Origin of the sequence: Sphingobacterium sp. HJSM2_6 (assembly GCF_049316305.1) — a bacterium.
Taxonomy (GTDB): Bacteria; Bacteroidota; Bacteroidia; order Sphingobacteriales; family Sphingobacteriaceae; genus Sphingobacterium.
This window is the reverse complement of record NZ_JBMOXB010000004.1, coordinates 148,080-167,139: the sequence shown is the minus strand read 5'-3', so window position 1 is coordinate 167,139 and position 19,060 is coordinate 148,080. Positions and strand designations below refer to the sequence as shown.

Annotated in this window: 17 protein-coding genes and 1 tRNA gene; 11 read left to right on the top strand and 7 right to left on the bottom strand. The window is 36.1% G+C overall.

The window, feature by feature from the left end:
• Nucleotides 1-446: 446 nt before the first annotated feature.
• Nucleotides 447-1,742, bottom strand: a complete 1,296-nt coding sequence (locus ACFRAE_RS05610) for an amidohydrolase family protein (RefSeq protein WP_422796148.1) — start codon at nt 1,740-1,742, stop codon at nt 447-449.
• A gap of 164 nt (nt 1,743-1,906) precedes the next feature.
• Here ACFRAE_RS05610 and ACFRAE_RS05605 point away from each other — a divergent pair, with 164 nt between their 5' ends.
• A complete protein-coding gene (locus ACFRAE_RS05605) occupies nt 1,907-2,893 on the top strand; it encodes a helix-turn-helix transcriptional regulator (protein WP_422796147.1) in 987 nt (328 codons plus the stop codon).
• Nucleotide 2,894: 1 nt separating this feature from the next.
• Here ACFRAE_RS05605 and ACFRAE_RS05600 read toward each other — a convergent pair whose 3' ends face one another.
• Nucleotides 2,895-3,761: a DUF72 domain-containing protein gene (locus ACFRAE_RS05600; protein ID WP_422796146.1), complete on the bottom strand. Its 867-nt coding sequence runs from the start codon at nt 3,759-3,761 to the stop codon at nt 2,895-2,897.
• A gap of 71 nt (nt 3,762-3,832) precedes the next feature.
• On the bottom strand, nt 3,833-4,807 hold the full coding sequence (locus ACFRAE_RS05595; protein ID WP_422796145.1) for a c-type cytochrome: 975 nt from the start codon (nt 4,805-4,807) through the stop codon (nt 3,833-3,835).
• A gap of 609 nt (nt 4,808-5,416) precedes the next feature.
• Between ACFRAE_RS05595 and ACFRAE_RS05590 the strand changes: the two genes are divergently transcribed.
• The 4 genes from ACFRAE_RS05590 to ACFRAE_RS05575 all read left to right on the top strand — a co-directional run bounded on the left by ACFRAE_RS05590 (nt 5,417) and on the right by ACFRAE_RS05575 (nt 9,928).
• Nucleotides 5,417-6,388, top strand: coding sequence for a hypothetical protein (locus ACFRAE_RS05590; RefSeq protein ID WP_422796144.1), 972 nt, complete (start codon nt 5,417-5,419; stop codon nt 6,386-6,388).
• Between the two features lie 10 nt (nt 6,389-6,398).
• A complete protein-coding gene (locus ACFRAE_RS05585; RefSeq protein ID WP_422796143.1) occupies nt 6,399-7,049 on the top strand; it encodes a hypothetical protein in 651 nt (216 codons plus the stop codon).
• 493 nt (nt 7,050-7,542) lie between these two features.
• Entirely contained in the window at nt 7,543-9,183 is a 1,641-nt protein-coding gene (locus tag ACFRAE_RS05580; RefSeq protein ID WP_422796142.1) for a sensor histidine kinase, read from the top strand.
• Between the two features lies 1 nt (nt 9,184).
• On the top strand, nt 9,185-9,928 hold the full coding sequence (locus tag ACFRAE_RS05575) for a LytR/AlgR family response regulator transcription factor (protein WP_422796141.1): 744 nt from the start codon (nt 9,185-9,187) through the stop codon (nt 9,926-9,928).
• Nucleotides 9,929-9,965: 37 nt separating this feature from the next.
• Here the strand turns inward: ACFRAE_RS05575 and ACFRAE_RS05570 are convergent.
• Nucleotides 9,966-10,037, bottom strand: a tRNA-Arg gene (locus tag ACFRAE_RS05570).
• Nucleotides 10,038-10,302: 265 nt separating this feature from the next.
• On the opposite strand from ACFRAE_RS05570, the gene ACFRAE_RS05565 reads away from it, so the two are divergent.
• The 6 genes from ACFRAE_RS05565 to ACFRAE_RS05540 all read left to right on the top strand — a co-directional run bounded on the left by ACFRAE_RS05565 (nt 10,303) and on the right by ACFRAE_RS05540 (nt 16,303).
• Nucleotides 10,303-10,935, top strand: coding sequence for a peroxiredoxin (locus ACFRAE_RS05565; protein WP_422796140.1), 633 nt, complete (start codon nt 10,303-10,305; stop codon nt 10,933-10,935).
• Between the two features lie 53 nt (nt 10,936-10,988).
• Nucleotides 10,989-11,303, top strand: a complete 315-nt coding sequence (locus ACFRAE_RS05560; protein WP_422796139.1) for a thioredoxin family protein — start codon at nt 10,989-10,991, stop codon at nt 11,301-11,303.
• Nucleotides 11,284-11,541, top strand: a complete 258-nt coding sequence (locus ACFRAE_RS05555) for a DUF6952 family protein (RefSeq protein WP_422796138.1) — start codon at nt 11,284-11,286, stop codon at nt 11,539-11,541. Before ACFRAE_RS05560 ends, ACFRAE_RS05555 begins: the two co-directional genes overlap by 20 nt.
• Before the next feature lie 304 nt (nt 11,542-11,845).
• On the top strand, nt 11,846-14,275 hold the full coding sequence (locus ACFRAE_RS05550; RefSeq protein WP_422796137.1) for a PIG-L family deacetylase: 2,430 nt from the start codon (nt 11,846-11,848) through the stop codon (nt 14,273-14,275).
• 12 nt (nt 14,276-14,287) lie between these two features.
• A complete protein-coding gene (locus ACFRAE_RS05545) occupies nt 14,288-14,485 on the top strand; it encodes a hypothetical protein (RefSeq protein WP_422796136.1) in 198 nt (65 codons plus the stop codon).
• 105 nt (nt 14,486-14,590) lie between these two features.
• Nucleotides 14,591-16,303, top strand: a complete 1,713-nt coding sequence (locus tag ACFRAE_RS05540; RefSeq protein WP_422796135.1) for a sodium:solute symporter — start codon at nt 14,591-14,593, stop codon at nt 16,301-16,303.
• Here ACFRAE_RS05540 and ACFRAE_RS05535 read toward each other — a convergent pair.
• From ACFRAE_RS05535 to ACFRAE_RS05525, 3 genes are read right to left on the bottom strand one after another with little or no spacing between them, the layout of a single operon-like run.
• Nucleotides 16,300-17,220 (bottom strand): N-acetylmuramoyl-L-alanine amidase, encoded by a 921-nt coding sequence (locus tag ACFRAE_RS05535; RefSeq protein WP_422796134.1) that lies wholly within the window; start codon nt 17,218-17,220, stop codon nt 16,300-16,302. The two genes, ACFRAE_RS05540 and ACFRAE_RS05535, sit on opposite strands and share 4 nt — an antisense overlap.
• A gap of 5 nt (nt 17,221-17,225) precedes the next feature.
• Nucleotides 17,226-18,272, bottom strand: a complete 1,047-nt coding sequence (locus ACFRAE_RS05530; RefSeq protein ID WP_422796133.1) for a DUF3078 domain-containing protein — start codon at nt 18,270-18,272, stop codon at nt 17,226-17,228.
• Between the two features lies 1 nt (nt 18,273).
• Complete coding sequence (locus ACFRAE_RS05525) at nt 18,274-19,035, bottom strand: hypothetical protein (protein ID WP_422796132.1); 762 nt, start codon at nt 19,033-19,035, stop codon at nt 18,274-18,276.
• Nucleotides 19,036-19,060: the final 25 nt, after the last annotated feature.

Sequence of the window (19,060 nt, the reverse complement as noted above, 5' to 3'; positions counted from 1 at the left end):
GTTTTCATAGGCATTTTAGGGCAAAAATATTTCTTGATAAAGAACTTAATCGTTAAACAAAAATAAAAAAAGGAGCGTTGTTTTATTTAAAATACCGCAGGAAAATTAACTAAAGCAATCCATTTCATCGCCAACAGATTGCCCTAGTTTTCCCTTGTATTTTGTAGCATTTTAAAATGCCCATAGCTGAAAAAACTTTTTCCCCCAGCGATTACATTCAAACAGCATTCGAGTTGTACGCAAGAATTATTTTTTATTGCATGAAATGCGGATCATCATTGGATCTCAATCGCATTTTACCCTGTGAGATCCATTGATGATCTGTAAGAGATCCGAAGAAGATCCGAAGAAGATCAGTTTCAAATTCCAGATTACGACACTCTTTTCCTTTTTTTATTAAGGTTTTGATTGAATGAATCATCAGGCTGCATGGAAGAATTTATAGATTAGTAGCTTACCCCCGCTTTCCAAACATGAACAAGTGATAAACTGTCTGAAATATGGACAGAAGGGTCCCCATCGACCAAAATTAGATCAGCACGTTTACCCACTTCAATAGATCCTCGGTCTAACAGATTAAAAGCATTTGCCGGAACAGAGGTTGCTGCTTTTAAGGCTTCCAAGTTTGATAAGCCCGCTTTCACCAATAATTGCATCTCGTGATGCACACTGACACCATGCGCCAAGCCTCCTAATTGTGGAACTGGAACAGAAACATCGGTACCTGCTAAAATTGGTACACCTGCTTGATGTAAATCCAAAACATTGCGATAATTATCTTCCATATTTCCTTGTGGAAACGTTTTAAAGCAAGAACACATCGTGTCCATCCAAAGGGGATCTAACTTTGACCGCACCCGATGATCAAACGCCATTTCTGAAGCATCTTTACCGATAATTGATGAATTTAAAACTAAACAAGGTATCACAAATATATTTCGTTCAGCGATCGCATCAATAAGTTTAGCTGTCCAATCTGGTCGATCGATAAATAAATGTGCAAGCCCATCGACTCCAATTCGAACAGCTGTCATCGCCGCCTCAGCAGTTAAAACATGTGCAATAACCAACATGTTCAATCGATGTGCTTCATCTACCGCAACACGCATTACTGCTTCACTAATCATTGGCAATCCAAGACAATTCATAACTTTTCCATCCTCAATCATAATTTTGAAATAATCGGCTCCGTTTTCAAACTGTCGTTGTACAAACCGTATCGCTCCTTCCGCAGTAGTGATGTCCAAGCCGTTTTCGGCATCTTCCTCTTCCTGACGATGTGCTTCCAGAAAAACTTCACGTTCTGCATCTGTCATTTTTTCCAGCTCTACCAAAACAAAATCTGGAATTCCATCCCCTTTTGGAATCAATTCGTCCGGATGGCCTCCTGGAGCTGTTAATGCCATTCCCGCGGAACGAACGTCTGCGATATCATCCCTGTTTTTCAGTTGCTCCACACGACCTTTCTTTGTAAAACCACCCATCATTTCCAGTTCGGTGGTTACGCCGAATTTTAACGCATTTCGCAAACTATCTACGGAAGTATGCGTATGAGCATCAAACAATCCAGGTAATAATGTCTTCCCTGTGCCATCGATAACCTCACCCTCAACTGCCTGATGCGTTGAAATCGCTGTAATCAATCCTTCTTTAAAAACTACCGTGATCTTTCTTCGCATCGTATAACCATCAAATAAATTGACGTTCGTAATGCTTATCGGATTTCTTTGTGATGTTTTCATTTTATATTCCTTTAATTAATAAAGCTAGCGCCCATTTAATGCTGAACTATACGGACAAAATTAATGCTCAAAACTGCAATAAATACGTATATTAGTCCTAAAAATAGTCTTATCCGACATAATTTATGTGATATAGGCCTCCTTACTTTTAACCCAGAATTGCTATGATATTTACCTACCATACAGGATTTGAATCGTTAACTTTTCTTGAAAAATTAGCTCAAACTTTAGAGTGCCCATTACATAATCAGGAAATTATACTGCAAGAAAATATAGGTTTTGGTAGAATCAAAGGGTATAAATTTGCTTCTTCTTATAAGGTACTTAGTCTACAAGTGAATCCCAAAGAGCCATTTATAATAAGAAGAATTGCAGACCCACTTCAAGAGCATAACATCAGCTTTTCATTTTTTGAAGTTCCAACAAACTCGGAGAACAATACATTAACCAGGCATGAACTAAGAAGGCTTTCTTATGTCAAAATCACTACGGCCAATATTGATTATGAGGTTCTGTTCAAAAATGCTGTTTCACAACGAATGTTGGTAATTACCATCAATCCAAAAGAGTTAAGTTTATTGCTTTCAGAAATAGACCAGGAGATTCTCTTGCCCCAAAACAAAACCTACTATTACGAAGAAGATCTAAATCCAGCTATGCAACAAGTCCTGCAAGAAATTTTTGAAAATAACGTTCCCAAGGAATTGGGAAACTTATACGTGGATATGAAGGGGAAAGAGTTGTTATTTTTAGTTTTTCAAGGATTAATTAAAAGAGATCAATTAAAAACCTATGCCATTCACCCGAAAGACATTAAATCCATCTACCAAGTTAAAGAAAGAATACTAGAAGATTTGAGTGTACAACCAAGCTTGCTATCCTTATCCGAATTGGCTCAAATGAGCGAGACCAAGTTGAAAAGGCTTTTTAAGCAAATATTTGGCTTTAGCATTTACGATTATTACCTCAAAATGAGAATAACAGAAGCTGCACATTTAATCGCCGTGGAAGGCCTTTCCGTGAGTGAAGCAGGATATCGGATGGGATTTCTGAATTTAAGTCATTTTTCTAGGTTGTTTGACCGATATATGGGTATTAAACCAAAAAAATATGCCTTAAAAACTGGAAACCATGTTAAACACGTTTCTTAATTTATACCTTTTGAGCTATGGGTAGCTGCAAATCAAGAAGCTCGTTGAGTTGTTTTACAAAATAACTCGCCAAAAATGCTGTTTCTTTTTCCATAGGTTGGTGAATAAAGAAATAACAATTGGATAAACCGATGGACCTCCAATACTTAATAACCGCTACCCAAGCATCTAATCGTTCAAAATCAACCGCTGTATTGGTCGCTACAAAACGAATAAATGCAGTAGGAGTGGTTAATCGCATATGTAAAATATCGCGTCGACCTGGAGTATCCACGATCATATTTGTCATATGGGTATCTTGCAAGAGTTGGAAATAGTCGGCTGAAATATCGGCATTAAACCAGGCTTCATTTCTAACTTCAACTGCCAAAGGAAATCCTTTGGGAAAATGATGCAAAAAATGAAATAAACGTTCAAAAAGCTTGGGTTTGAAATCTTCTCGCAATTGTAAAAAGGCCATACCTAACTTATCTTCGAATAAAGCCGTCGTATCCACAAATTGAAGAACCTTTTCATCGGTATTCAGGAGTCGACTATAATGGCTTATCGATTGCGGCAGTTTAGGGAAAAATTTGAATCCATCTACCGTCCTTTCAGACCAACTGATTACCTGCTCTTTGCTCGGTAAGTGATAAAATGTAGTATTAAATTCTATGGCATTAAACTGTTCAGAATAATACTGTAGATCGTCTTTGGTGCCCCTGGGGTAAAAGCCTTTTAAATCCGCCCTACCCCATCGCGCACATCCAACATATAATTGAAATACTTGATTGCCCTTCGTTCCTTGGAGAAGCGCTATAGTTTCTCTTTTAGTTTCTGGCAATGTAAAATCTATACCTGAACTGTCTACTACTTTTCCAAATTTCATTTTGTAATTATGCTGATTAAAGATCAGCTATGATAACAAAAATTTAATGAAGTTAACAAGCAGAGGGCTAATTATTTGTTAAAAGTTCTCACTTCAATTTGCACATCTTTTGGCGTTAAACTACTTAGATATACATATATAGATTCCAAATCTTCATCCGTCATTCCTCCATACATTGCCCAAGGCATTGGAGAATTTAATTCATTCGGTTTGACATGGATTGCCCTAGCATTACTATCTGCTAAAGATTTAAATTTATTGACAAAAAACTCTTTGGTCCAAGATCCAATTCCAAATTTCTTATGAAAAGTAATATTTGGTGCTCGTATGATTCCTGCTGGTTGCAAAAACTCCATACCTCCTCCATATTCACTACCTTCTACAATATTTCCTTTGTCCGTTTTACTGTGACAATCTATACAGCCAGCCGCATTAATTAGATAGGCTCCATATAATACGCTGTCCCCAGTTGCAGGTTTCGTTTGATGATTTGCTGGTCCAGGACCTAAGCGATTAAGGATGTTAACTGGAAAATCCAATTCAGGTGCAGGCACATCATTTTCCACTTCTTTTAAGGTTCTTATATAGCTGATGATAGAATAAATATCTTCTTTATCCATTTGACCAAATCGATGGTAAGCCATAAGTGGAAATAATGCACGACCATCTTTTCCTACGCCAGAGGTTACAGCACGGTAAATTTCCCCATCTGTCCAGGATTTTAATCCATAAGGCGTTAAATTGCTGGAATAGATCGTTCCTGGAAACCCTTCGTTACGACCAAATTTCTCACCCCCACCACCATCTGTTCCTTCAATTATTGGACCGCTAAATGCTGTCCAATCTCTCTTACTATGGCAATCCATACATACCGCAACATGATTCGCTAGATATTCCCCACGTTTTACCCTTGTAGAATCTGGAATAATGGAAATACTGGAGTCTACTTCAACCTTAGGAAGTGCTAATTGAACATATAATCCAGCAATGACGACTAATGCGAGGACTACACCGATAATGACTCCTAAAACTTTTAAAATTTTCATATGATTATTATTGTTGGTTTGATTTAAAATATTGAAACCCGATTTACAGCTAGTAATTCACAGGTGAGCCAAAGTAAATGGCGCAACAATAGAAAATAGTTCGGCGATAAACTAGGTTATTTAGGTTTAAAATGAATTAAGGATATCCTATACCCAATTCATGCTCATAGCAGGAAATGAAAAACGATATCGTGTGATTTTATTATGAAAAATGCCTTACAATCTAAGTCTCAGAAAACAAAATAAATTGGTCTACAGTAAATATTTGGCTAAGATAGAATTTTTTATTGAAATGAATTGAAATTTTTAGCAAGAATATGCAACATAACAGTTTGGTATTCAAACATATGACAACAAAAATTCCTAAACTTAAGATTGTTAATTAACGCAATAATTCTATCCAAATGATGGAATAAATGGAAACAAAAGTGTGAAATTTAGCCATGAATCGACCGCGAGACTTAATTGTTCAGGGTAATAAACCGGTGTACATCGTATAGGACCTGGTCAGAAAAGAATGGAGGAGGATACGCTATTACGTCCTAAAATCAGCAAACATTAATTTTAAATAAATTTATTTATATTCGATTTATTATAAATGCAACAAATATGAAAGCCATCCATCAATCCACAGGGGGTGCAAATGCCATTGGCTTTTGGACAATATTTGCGTTAATCATGGGTTTTGGGCTACCTATTTTCATTCATCTTCAACAGGAGGATTGGCAACAATCTTATGACCAATCAGCGAACATGGCTTTCTTTTTTCTGGGATTAGGTTTGGTGCTTTGGGTTTTACTAATTGTGCTATTCTCTTCTAATTTCTTGTTTCGCTTGATTGGTAATCGAACCAAACTGATGAACCTGCATCAGTCTGGAAAACAAATACGGGCGAAAGTAATGCAAAAGCTTTTTCAAAATAACACTAAAAATGGCGAACTTATCCGTATTGAATTAAGCTTCAAAAATTTCGCTCAAGCGATGGTCAATTATTCCTTAACCTTGTATGATAGCAAACCTGAAGAGCGCCGATTTGACGTAGGTAAAGAAGTGACCTTATTGGTAGATGAAAATGCTAAAAAACAATTGATCACACTAGAGGCTGGAAAGGTGGCTTTCAATAAGCCTATATTAAGGCTTATCCTATTTGTCCAATTGGTATTAATTGTATTGCCGATAGGCTTATTAAGCTATGGATACCTGTATGAAAGTCAAGGTTACGGTTGGCGGTATCTTTCGTTTTGGCATCCATTTATTTTGTGTCCTATTTTAGGCTTAATATATACCGCGGTATTGTTGTTTTTCCGCAAGTTAGTTGATGCTCCAGCAAACGATCATCAGCTTTTGCTCTTTGGTAAATCTGCCGAAGCAACGATACAAAGCGCGTCAGAAACAGGCCTCTCTATCAATGATCAGCCTCAGATAGTTGTTCAGGTAGCCTTCGAACATCAGGGGAAAACAATTGTTGCCTCTTTTAAAAAAATCTATAGCTTACTCGACTTATCTAAGTTAATTCCAGGGGAAAAAGTTAAGATCATTTATGATTCCAAAAACCCTCAGCATGTTGAGCCTAATGATTAACTTCCATCGTATGAATAACATAGCATTTGCATTTTTGATGGTCCTTATTTTTAGTTCTTGTGAACCCATTAAAAAGAGCTATCATGAAACAGTAAATCCGAACCCTAATAGCCATGCAGACCAGAACGCTAGGTCAATAAATCGTGCTGCTATTCCTCCGCAAGAAAAAAAAGAACTGGATATCAGTTTGTATGCTAGCGCAGAAAGGCTAGATCAAATTCAACAGGAATTGTTAAATCTACCGCTGTTTAAAGGTAAAAGTCTAATGGCCTACCAAGGTTTATATTTTTATGATTTTCGGAATGGTCACATTTCTTTGAAAATACAAAATCCTGATATACTAGAAAACATCGATGAATACATCTATACGGAGAATAAATGGCAAGAACCTATCCCTGTGAAAATTACAGGTAATGTGCCTCTGGAACACTCCTTATTCCCGCTGAACAAAGTCAAGTTTTCTGTTGCCAAAATTGTTCATGATCAAATGCTGGAAGAAGCCAAAAGCATGGAAGGTGGTACCGCATCTACTCATGTTTATTTCAACTATATCAACCTGGGAAAAACTAAACGATACTATTGGTATAGCTCGGTGACAGGAGCTAGGAAGGATTTATATATTGATTTCGATTTGGAGGGTAAGGAAATTAATAGAAGGTAAGCGAATTGAAGGATAAATTCCAGGAAATAATTTGGGTTGGGATGCTTTTAGAATTGAAGTCCAATTAATTATATTTAATGAAAGGTGCTATTTGCACAGCATACTTTTACCTAGCAAGGTAGAATATGAAAATCGCTGAAGCCTTAATATTTTAAGTTTTCCAATTAAATAGATTTGCTTCTCAATTGATCCTTGAAGAACTTGTATGGAATTCTGTATGTAAAAAAAACCAAAATATGAAAAAAGCATAAGTTATGTATATAAAACAACTAACTATAACTTGTAAATTATACTCGATTTTACTTCAAGTCATTTAACGCTTATCTGAAAATGCTTTCTCTAAATTGAAGCAACCGTCAAATAAGATTTACTTATCTTAAAAAGATAAAAATTCTGCCAATAAGTCTACAAATACTAAGTGATTGAATTCAATTACTATTTTAGTATTTTCATATTCAACATTTTATTGGAGGTTTATAAAAAATTAAATCTTATGAAAAAGATAATTCTCACAATCCTCAGTATTATGTTTGCTATAGCTACATTATATAGCCAAAAAGGAATTGACTTCTCCGTTCAGTACCCTGGAGGGAGAAATCTGAACATGTTTGTAGACAGTGCAGCCAAAAATGTTTATTACACATTACAATTCCCCAATCAGCCATATACAGCCTTTAGTTTTTTACCTGATGTAAGCAATATTAATATTCGATTTAATTTTAAAAAGACAACTAATATAGAACATTATCGATACAGCATTTTAGTAGATGACAAACCCATACAAGTAAATAGAACCTTTGACACAGCTAAAATTTTTAACACCGAACATCCAAATGACTCACCTTTCGGTAATGATCTAGAGGTAATAAGCGCTATTACTTTCGGAAACTTTCTAATAAAAAACAAAGTCATTACGGTATTAACTTACAGCATCGAGAGACCATTAGCTATTTATAAATCTGTTTTTTACGCCAAGCCTATTCCAAAAGCTAGAATAATATCACTAGGAAAACGTTTTCAAGTTGAAAACGGTGTAAAATACAAGTATTTCCATGATCTCAAAGCCCAAACAACTCTAAATCTTACCATTAAGGATGACGAAATTACAATTGTAAAAGATAGAACCAACATCGATTACCTCTATAATGTTATTATAAAAGATATTCAGTCTAACAGAATAATTTATGAATCTACGGCATGGCAATATGGTGCACATCTTGATGAATCTAATCAATTAGCACCCTATTTAAAATTTGATAAAAGTATATTCCAAAAGTCAGGTGACTATGAGATAGTAATTCAGCCAATGATTTCTTTGGAAAATAGGCTGGATGGTGATATGTCACCAGAAGAAATCGACAAGTATTCAACAAAGTATTTAATGACTATCGATCTGGAGAAAGAAATTACATTCACTGCAAAAGAGTTAGGGATCTACATGGGCGCTGCTTGCGCCTTTGTAGGTATTATTGCAGGTTTTACAATGACCGCTATAAAACGTAAAAACAAATCGAAATTTGCGGCAGAGCTGCATCAAAAACAACTTTCGCATATTCAACTAAACTCCGTGCGCTCACAATTGAACCCCCACTTTTTGTTTAATGCTTTAGCTGGTATTCAAAATCTGATGAATAAAAATGAAACCGATAATGCCAACAAATATCTAAGCAAATTTGCGCGCCTTACTCGCAATATACTAGACAACAAAGCGCTTATTAGCATCAACCAAGAAAAGAAATTACTCGATGATTACCTTCAAATGGAACAGTTACGATTTGGATTTCAATACAATATTACTTCATCGAAAGATTTTGATGCTGAAAATACAGAAATCCCAGCTATGCTATTACAACCCTTTGTAGAAAATGCAGTAAAGCATGGCATTGTCGAAAAGGGAAATGAAGGCAAAATCGAAATCAATTTCGAAAAGCAATCAGCAAATCTTATTTTACAAATAATAGACAACGGACAGGGCTTTCAATCAGATATAGATTACAAAGGCTTGGGATTAGCGCTAAGTAAAGAAAGAATCATGTTACTAAACAACATTTATAAGGAGACACCAATTATTTTAGATATTAATTCTGACATAAATGGTACAGCCGTTTCAATAACATTAACAGATTGGGTATAAAATGAGGGCAATATTAGTAGATGACGAACAAGCGAATTTAGATAATTTACAGGTCATGCTAGCAAGTTATTGTCCTGCAATTAAAGTCGTTGCCACAGCAAATAATATAACAACTGCTTTTGATCAAGTAAACTTACATCGTCCTGATTTACTTTTCTTGGACATTCAAATGGGTAAGACCACAGGTTTCGACTTACTTAATCAGCTTGAAGAAAAAACCTTTGAAGTAATTTTCGTAACTGCTTATGATAATTATGGCATACAAGCTGTAAAATTTGCCGCCCTTGACTACCTACTAAAGCCCGTAGATCCTGATGAATTGATTTTAGCCGTTTCCAAAGCAGAAAGTAGGCTTGAAAGTAAATCAAATGGACAACAACTGAACTTTTTACTCAATCAAATCAAACGTACAGAACCTGCAATTCCAAAAATTGCCTTACCACAGCAACATGAAATACGGTATGTGTCTGTTGATAATATTGTCCGCTGCATTGCTGACAATACCTATACTTATTTTTATCTATCTAATGGTGAAAAAATTTTAATATCAAAACCACTCAAAGAATACTCCGATTTACTTAAACCCCAAGGGTTTGTTAGGGCACATCAAAGTCATTTAGTAAATCCTAAATATGTTAAAAGTTGGCTAAAAGAAGATGGCGGAATACTATTGATGATTAATGGTGATAAAATTCCTGTTTCTAAACCTAACAGAGAAATGATAAAAGCTATATTGGGGAGATAATTGCTAATATAGCTTAATAATCAATCAGTGAAATTTGTAGCCCCGAGCAGAATCGAACTGCTATCAAATGTTTAGGAAACATCTATTCTATCCGTTGAACTACGGGGCCGTCCTGCAAAACTACTATTTTACGCTATTTGTACAAATTTTATTTTAAAAAGGGAATGTACAATTTACACAGGCTCTTAGCAAACAACAGTTCAAGCGTGATACTATTCTTAATAATTACCTCCATCAAAACATGAACTTGCTTATTTAAAAACAATTAAAAATCTTGCCTAAGGTATAGAGAAAACCAATAAGGAATAAAATTTATCGATAGTTATTGACCTTTAAAAACCGTACTTTTGCATTACAAAAAGAATAATCACATTATGAGTTTTACAGGTAAAAATTTTCCGAACATTACAGTAGATGCTATTGACTATTTAGGTGACAACATCACTTTAAATTTATTTGAAAAAGCACAACAAGAGAACAAAAAAATCTTGTTATTCTGGTATCCTAAAGACTTTACATTCGTATGTCCTACTGAATTACATGCTTTCCAAGAGGCTGCAGCAGAGTTTGAAAAAAGAAACACTCTTTTAGTTGGTGCGTCTTGTGACTCCGCAGAAGTACACTTTGCATGGTTAAATACAGAGAAAGACAACGGTGGTATCGAAGGTGTGGAGTATCCTTTGATTGCTGATACCAACCGCAATCTTTCTAGTGTGTTAGGAATTCTTGAAATGAAAGAAGTAGAGCACCCAGAGTATGGTACTTTAGTTGAAGGATCGGCTGTATCTTACCGTGCGACTTACTTAATCGATGAAACTGGAAAAGTTTTCCATGAATCAGTAAACGATATGCCATTAGGTCGTAACGTTAAAGAATATATCCGTTTAGTAGATGCCTACACGCATGTTCAAAAACACGGCGAAGTTTGTCCTGCAAACTGGGAAGAAGGAAAAGATGCGATGAATGCAACTCGTGAAGGAGTAGCTTCATACTTAGCACAAAACTAAAAACCATTCTAAAGAGGGGGTAACAACCTCCTCTTTTTCAAATCTCAAAAACTATGTTACAAGAACTAAGCGAAGATAACCTTCAAGATATCATCAATTCTAATGAAAAGGTGATGGTTCAGTATGCTGCATCTTGGTGTGGAAACTGCCGTATCATGAAGCCTAAATTCAAAAAATTAGCTGGTGAAAACGAAGGTGTTGTTTTTATCATCGTCGATGCGGAGAAATTCCCGGAATCAAGAAAATTAGCTAATGTTAATAATCTACCAACTTTTGCTGCATTCAAAAAAGGTAGTTTAGTAAATCAAGTACAAACAAATAAGATAGAAGGATTAACAGATTTATTAAATGAAGTTACCAATAATTAAACACCTCACCGAATTCATTGCACAGAATGATGCTGACTTTGTTTTAGAGACGATCGAAACATTGGAGTCATTAACGGAAGTTTCTCAATTGAAAGATGAGGAATTAGATGTAATTGGTGAATTAATATCCAATATGTATGGCGCTATTGAAGTAAATAAACTTATTCAAGAAGGCGCAAGTCAAAAAGATGCTCTTAACGGCTTTATGAAGCGCGTGATGGGATCTATAGACAAATAATCATCCCTTTTAATACCCATCTTGCATACAATAAAAAATCTATTTCCACGGAAGCCTGTTTATAACTGTGTTTTTGTGGAAAAGTTTTTTATTTCAAGTCTCTATATATAAATCTATTTATAGTACTTTTATATCTATTGAAGGTTAGACCAAAAAAAACGCAGTTCATCCTGCAACATGAACCAGTGGATAAGCACAAAGGTTTTAAGTCAAAGATTTTTAATTGTTGGTAAAAGGAATCAAATTATTTTGATTCCTTTTATTATTTCAGCAAACTTCGTTACATTTATGTATGATGCATCACATGTACAAGATTATCGCCTTTATCTATCTACTCTTCCCTTATTTTTCCATTGCCCAAAGTAATAACTCGGCTAGTATAAAACTGGCTATAGATAAGTTAAATACATTAGGTACCGTATTGTATTTTGCGGCACATCCGGATGATGAAAACACCCGACTGATAGCCTGGCTCGCTAACGAGAAACATTATAAAACAGGCTACCTTTCATTAACTCGTGGAGATGGGGGTCAAAACTTAATCGGTACTGAAATCGGTATAGAGTTAGGCTTAATCCGGACACAAGAACTATTAGCTGCCCGCAACATTGATCAAGGTGAGCAATACTTTACCTCGGCTTATGACTTTGGATTCTCGAAAACACATGAAGAAACATTTAATTTTTGGAAAAAAGAAGAAACCTTAAAAGAGGCCGTCTATCTCATACGTAAGCTACAACCCGATGTTATCATTACACGTTTTCCTCCCGATACTCGAGGAGGTCATGGACATCACCAAGCCTCTGCCATGCTTGCACATGAAGCATTTGATGCGGCAGCAGACCCTAATAAATTCCCTGAACAATTAAAACTGTTAAAACCCTGGAAAGCTAAACGCTTAGTGTGGAATACGGCAAATTTTGGAGGAATGAACAACACGAATGATAACCAACTGAAAATAGAAATAGGTGATTACAATCCATTGTTGGGATACTCGTATGGAGAAATTGCAGCCAAAAGTAGATCACAGCATAAAAGTCAAGGATTTGGTGCAGCATCCAACCGAGGTAAGTCCACGGAGTATTTTGAGCATGTCACTGGAACGAAAGCAACTGAATCTTTATTCGATGGTATTAATAGTTCTTGGGATCGCTTAAATGAACCCCAATTAACGAATAAAATTAAACAACAAATTGAGGCTATTCAAGAAACATTCAGGGTTCAACATCCTGAACAAAGTATTGCACAATTAAATGAGCTACATGCTTCGATAAACAGCTTGAAGCCTTCCCTTTGGAAAGATAGGAAACTACGAGCTGTTGAGACGATCATCCTACAATGTGCAGGAATTCTACTGGAATCCGTAACAGCAAAACCAAATTTCCAAGTTCAAGAATCAATCAATGTGAGCAATGAAATTATTGTTCGAAATCCAGAGATCAAAGTTATTCTATTAGCGATTAATGACAAAGCCATCAACGAGACTATTCCTTTCAATGAGACCAGTAAATTTAACAGTTCGTTAGAGGCAAGAGCTTGGACACAACCATATTGGCTAGAAAAACCGAATAGCTTAGGTAAATTTGATGTACAAGAGCAGGATTTTGGGAATCCAGAAAATGTAAATACCCCTTCTGTTGAGTTTAAAATTTCGGTACAAGGATTACCTATCACAGTCAATAAAGAGATTCAATACCGTTACGTAGATCCTGTAGATGGTGAAATCTTACAACCAATCAGTATTACCCCTATTTTTACCGCTGAGCTAGAAAACAATAATGTATTATTGGCAGCGAATGGAAAAAAAGAACTTACCCTAAAAATTAAAAATCACAGCAGTATCGCTCAAAAAGCGACCTTGACAATTATGGATAATGCAGATGTAAAAGTACGTTTAGATAATCCTAATTTGGAAATTCCTGCTTTTGGAGAGCTTAATCAAACGCTGACAATTGAAAAGTTAAATGACAAGGACCTTTCGAACATTCAACTCCTTATCAATAATCAAAAATTAACAGGAATCCGAGAAATAGCTTACCCTCATATCCCTAAAATAACGTGGTTTCCTCCTTTAGCTATTCAAGTCAAAAACATCGAATTAAACCATGCAATCAAACGTGTCGCATATATATCAGGTGCTGGAGATTTGATTCCACAATCCTTAGAGAACATTGGAATACAAGTTGATCAACTAAAAGAAAGCCAACTATCTGTAAATAATTTAATACCTTACGATGCGGTAGTCGTGGGTGTGAGAGCTTACAATGTAAGTAAAAACCTAAAATCATGGATGCCTCAATTGTTAGCATACACGAAACAAGGCGGAACAGTATTGGTACAGTACAATGTGAATACTAGAATTCCTAGTGAACTATTAGGCCCGTATCCTTTTGAATTGACACGTAGCCGGGTGACGGAAGAAGATGCAAAAGTGGTCTTTAACCTTCCAAACGACCCTTCTATGCAGTATCCAAATAAAATAACAGCAAAGGATTTTGACAACTGGGTGCAAGAAAGGGGCTTATATTTTGCTGATAATGCGGATTCCAATTATAGAAAACCTCTATCTTTTGCCGATAAGAATGAACAAGCTCATGATGGATCATTACTTATTGCAAGCTATGGTCAAGGAAAATTTGTGTACACATCTTTATCCTTTTTCAGACAATTACCCGCTGCAGTACCGGGAGCTTACAGATTATTTGTAAATTTGTTAAGTAAAGAAGTTAAATAACGAAATTATATCATGGAAAAACAGTTCGAAAAAGAAAACGAAATCAACGTAAAGGGAATTATTTTATTAGCAGGTATCATACTAGGTGGTTTAACAGCTTGGATAGCTAAAGGAACTTTCTTAGGTCTTATTGGTGGTGCTGTTGGAGGATTGGTGTTTGCTATCGTATTCATAACCGCATTATTACCTAATAAACCTCATGACAGATAATGGACTTCCTCCATTTGTACGAAGTTGGAGACAATTTTACATCCTAATTGTCCTCTGGCTTATTGTATGTATTATCTTCATGTTTGTTTTTACTAAATACTTTGGATGAGTAGTATCGATTGGATAGTACTCATCCTTACCCTGCTTGTTATCGTTGTTTATGGCATCTATAAAAGCAGAAACGTCAATACAATTGACGGGTATATCCTTAGTGATCGTTCCCTTCCTTGGTATACGGTGGGGCTGTCGGTCATGGCGACCCAGGCTAGTGCCATCACTTTTTTATCGGCTCCTGGTTTAGCATATTCCTCTGGAATGAGCTTTGTCCAATTTTATTTTGGACTCCCCTTAGCAATGATTGTCCTTTGCATCACCTTTATTCCGATTTTTCATCGACTCAAAGTATACACAGCTTATGAGTTTCTGGAGCATCGATTTGATGTAAAAACACGCGTACTTACGGCAATCCTTTTTTTAATTCAACGAGGCATTTCTACTGGAATCACCATTTTTGCTCCAGCCATCATATTATCCTCCATTCTTCAAATAAATTTAACGGTTACCACCCTTGGCATTGGTGCTTTAGTCATCATATATACAGTTTACGGTGGTACAAAAGCGGTATCCTACACACAGTTGCTCCAAATGTCTATCATATTTGCGGGTTTACTGCTTGCAGGAATATTAGTAATACATCTCCTACCGGAACATATCGGGTTTAAAGAAGCATTACATATTGCTGGAAAATCGGGCAAAGCGAATGCAATTGATTTTAAATTTGATTTGAATAATCAATATACGGTATGGACAGGCTTAATCGGTGGATTTTTCCTTCAATTATCCTATTTTGGTACGGATCAAAGTCAGGTTGGACGGTATCTCACAGGTGCATCTATCAAAGAAAGCAGACTAGGCTTGATGATGAATGGATTGTTAAAAGTTCCTATGCAATTCTGTATCCTGTTAATTGGAATTTTGGTTTTTGCCTATTATCAATACCATACTCCACCCTTGTTCTTTAACGAGAAAGAAACGCTAAAGCTGGAGAACAGTATCTATAATGAAGATTACAAACAGATCATCTCCAAGCACGAACAGCTCAGTCAAGAGAAGGTGCTTGTGATAAATGAACTTACTGCAGCCTTAAATCAAAACAACGAAGACGCCATTCAGGACATCAAAAAGCAATTATCCACTTTTGATCAGCAAGATCGTGTATTGAGGGATGAACTTATTCAATTAATCAAGAAAAATGATGCCAATGCCGACACCAATGACAATAACTATATCTTTCTAAAGTTTGTTAAAGATACTTTCCCTAAGGGGCTAATAGGCCTACTCATTGCCATTATATTCTTGGCATCCATGGGCGCAACAGCAAGTGCAATCAATTCCCTATCTTCCACAAGCATTATTGATATCTTTAAACGCTTTATAAAGAAAGATGGAACTGATGCTTATTACCTTAGAGCATCTCGATATTGTACCTTGTTTTGGGGTATATTTACGGTCATTATTGCGCTATTTGCCAATAAACTGGGTAATTTATTAGAAGCCGTAAATATTTTAGGATCTTTGTTTTATGGTACTATTTTAGGAATATTTTTAGTCGCTTTTTATATCAAACGCATTCAAGGAAAAGCGGTATTCATAGCGGCCCTATTATCAGAATGCATCATTATCATCATTTGGAAACTTGACATTGTTGCATTCCTTTGGCTCAATTTAATCGGATGCGTCTTAGTGATGTTAATAGGATACCTGCTTCAGGAGATTATAAATTCCAATGCGAACCGGAAGAAGGCCATTGGTTCTTAATAGAATTTCCGATATAAATCATACAATACGGCTTTCTCTTGATCCGACAATTGCGCGGGAAGATCTCTTTTTAAAAACTTCTTCTTAAATACCCGAATCACCGCTTCTGGATTATTCATATCGTAGCCCATCAACTTCAACGCGTCCATCGGGTTAAAGTTTGCTGGTGCAGGGACTAAATGATCTGCATTAAACCAAATACCAAACCCTCGTTCCGCTAACCTCTCCCAAGGGAAAAACATACTTGGATCATCCTTCCTTCCTGGAGCGAAATCACTATGGCCAATAAAGTTCTTTTGAGGTATCGCGTATTTGGTCTTTAACGTATCTAATAATTGCAACAAGGAATTAATCTGCGCATCCGGGAAGGGTTCATTTCCAGAATTATCCAATTCAATCCCTATAGATACAGAATTCATATCTGTAATATTACCCCATTTACCACGACCAGCATGCCAACCCCGCAGGTAGTCATTCAACATTTGTACCACACGCCCATCTCGTCCAATCACATAATGACTACTTACTTTCGTATGTGGCAATTGAAATGTTCGAATAGTTTGTGCCATACTGGCTTGAGAAGTGTGATGCAACATCACAAATTGGGGTTTACGAATATCGTAATGCATGGCCGTTGCAAAATCATATTGCTTATGATTACCATCCTGCAACATATTCCAAGCTAATTGCTCTGGACTTAGAACCACTTGCAAGGATTGAGAAACCTTGGCTTGTTCTGTTACAGTACTTGTGGGCAATAGGGTATCCGAAGGCACGATAGCTTGTTCGATACTTTGAACAGGCGTTATGACCATCGCTTGGGGATTCTGCAATACATTGGTCTTTTTAGCTGTGCCACAAGCGACAAACACAAAAAGACCACATACGCCTACCCACCGCAGCCAAACCCGCAACATCTCTATTATTTAGGGAAATTAAATAATACCCCTACCCCTAATTGTTCACTCCATTGAACCTTACCATCCAAAGCAGAATCATACAAAATAGTTCCACTCAAAGAAACGTTAATAAGTGAAGTCACTTTAGAACTAAAAGTAGCATCTAAACGATGATTTGGGTCATTAATGTCCCGATAATCCGCAAACAAATTATACCTAGCCTTCAAGTTTAAGTTTTTAGCAAGATTTCTATTTAAATCAGCGGTAATCTGAAAAGCCAGATCATTCTTCACTACTTTACCCTCTTCCACGCCAAACTTAACTCCAGTACCTTTATCTGGATTATTAGGATCTAAATATCTGCCATAGCGTTCAAAATACTGTGCTCCTGTGTATGGCTTTAAGCGATTGTCCAATACGAGGGTCTGACGTGCAGTACCTGTACCTAAGCGTAAGGAGAATGTTGGATCTGGCTTGTACTCCAAACCGAATGATTCCGTGAAATATCCAGGAGCCATAAATGAGGAAATAACACCAGTCACAGAATCACGCCCCCCCTGATCCTTACCATAGGTAAAACGATTATCAAATTGCGACTCAAAAGTTATCGATGTATAGATCGCCCAACTTTTTGACACTTTATAAGAAAGCTTATTATCCCAAAATATACGGTCATAATTTGGTTTTGCAATTTGGTTTTCACTTTTTAATTTACCGTATTTGAAATCCATTACAGTAGTAAAATTAAAATTACTCCTATTGTATTCCGATTTTTGATATAAGGATCCCAATATAGCCCAGGAGTTTACCCCCCCTTGTTTCCAGTTCTCACTAAATTGCGCTTGATTAAAATTAATACCAAAACTAGTCCAGTGTTTCCAATAGTTCACTTTCAACTCCAATTTCGGAATAGGAACGTTTATTTTCTTGACCGCAAGCGCTTTATCGTTCAATTCTTGGCTGATAGTACTATCAGGTTTTACACGAAATTCGCGCAAATCTTGGGCATGTGTATCCAGCGTGGATAGCACAAAAACAAAAATAGGTAATAGGTAAAATTTTATATTCATGCTATTTCTCTTTATTTACATCTAGTTTTATATCCGGTAATTCTCGCAAAGGTCGTAAATTTGGGTGTAGTTTAAATATTTCGTACTTACTTTTTATATATTTTACCAATTGATAATGATCATTGCTCGCAATAAAATCATAGGTTGGTCTAAATAACCGCATAAACACTTTTAACTGCTCACCTTCAAGTCCTAACAAATTCCGTACTAATTCTGGTGTAAAATAATAATCTACTATATTTTCTCGGTGCAATTTGTCTAAAAACTGTGTGAAACGCCTTGCATTTTTAGCTTCTTTACTAACCATATTATATAAGGCATCTATACTTAAACCAGCTCCGCCCATTCCGACTGACAATAATTCTTTAGGAGCAGCGATATCATACGCTTTTTTATAATCTCTTTTCAATTCATCACGTACATCATCCGGATTTCTTCGTCCGTAAATATGTACTGTTTGGATTTGTTTAATCGTTTCTTTTAGGTTGATTATTAAGGCAACTTGGTTGTTTATTTCTACCGTATCTGCATTATAACCCAGTTTTCTAAATTGCAATCGATCCCCAGGCAAAACTTGAATTTTAAACTCCCCCCTGGAATTATTATAAATAGCTTCCTGAGTACGTAAATTCTTAACATACACTTCTCCTAGACGTTGTTTGGTGACCACATCATATACCAGGCCTTCCAGGTCACGCTGAGCATGTGCCCAATGTGGACTGAGAAGCCAACAAAAAATCCATATTAATGCAAAATTTTTCAATACTATAAAACTACATCTTAGTTGA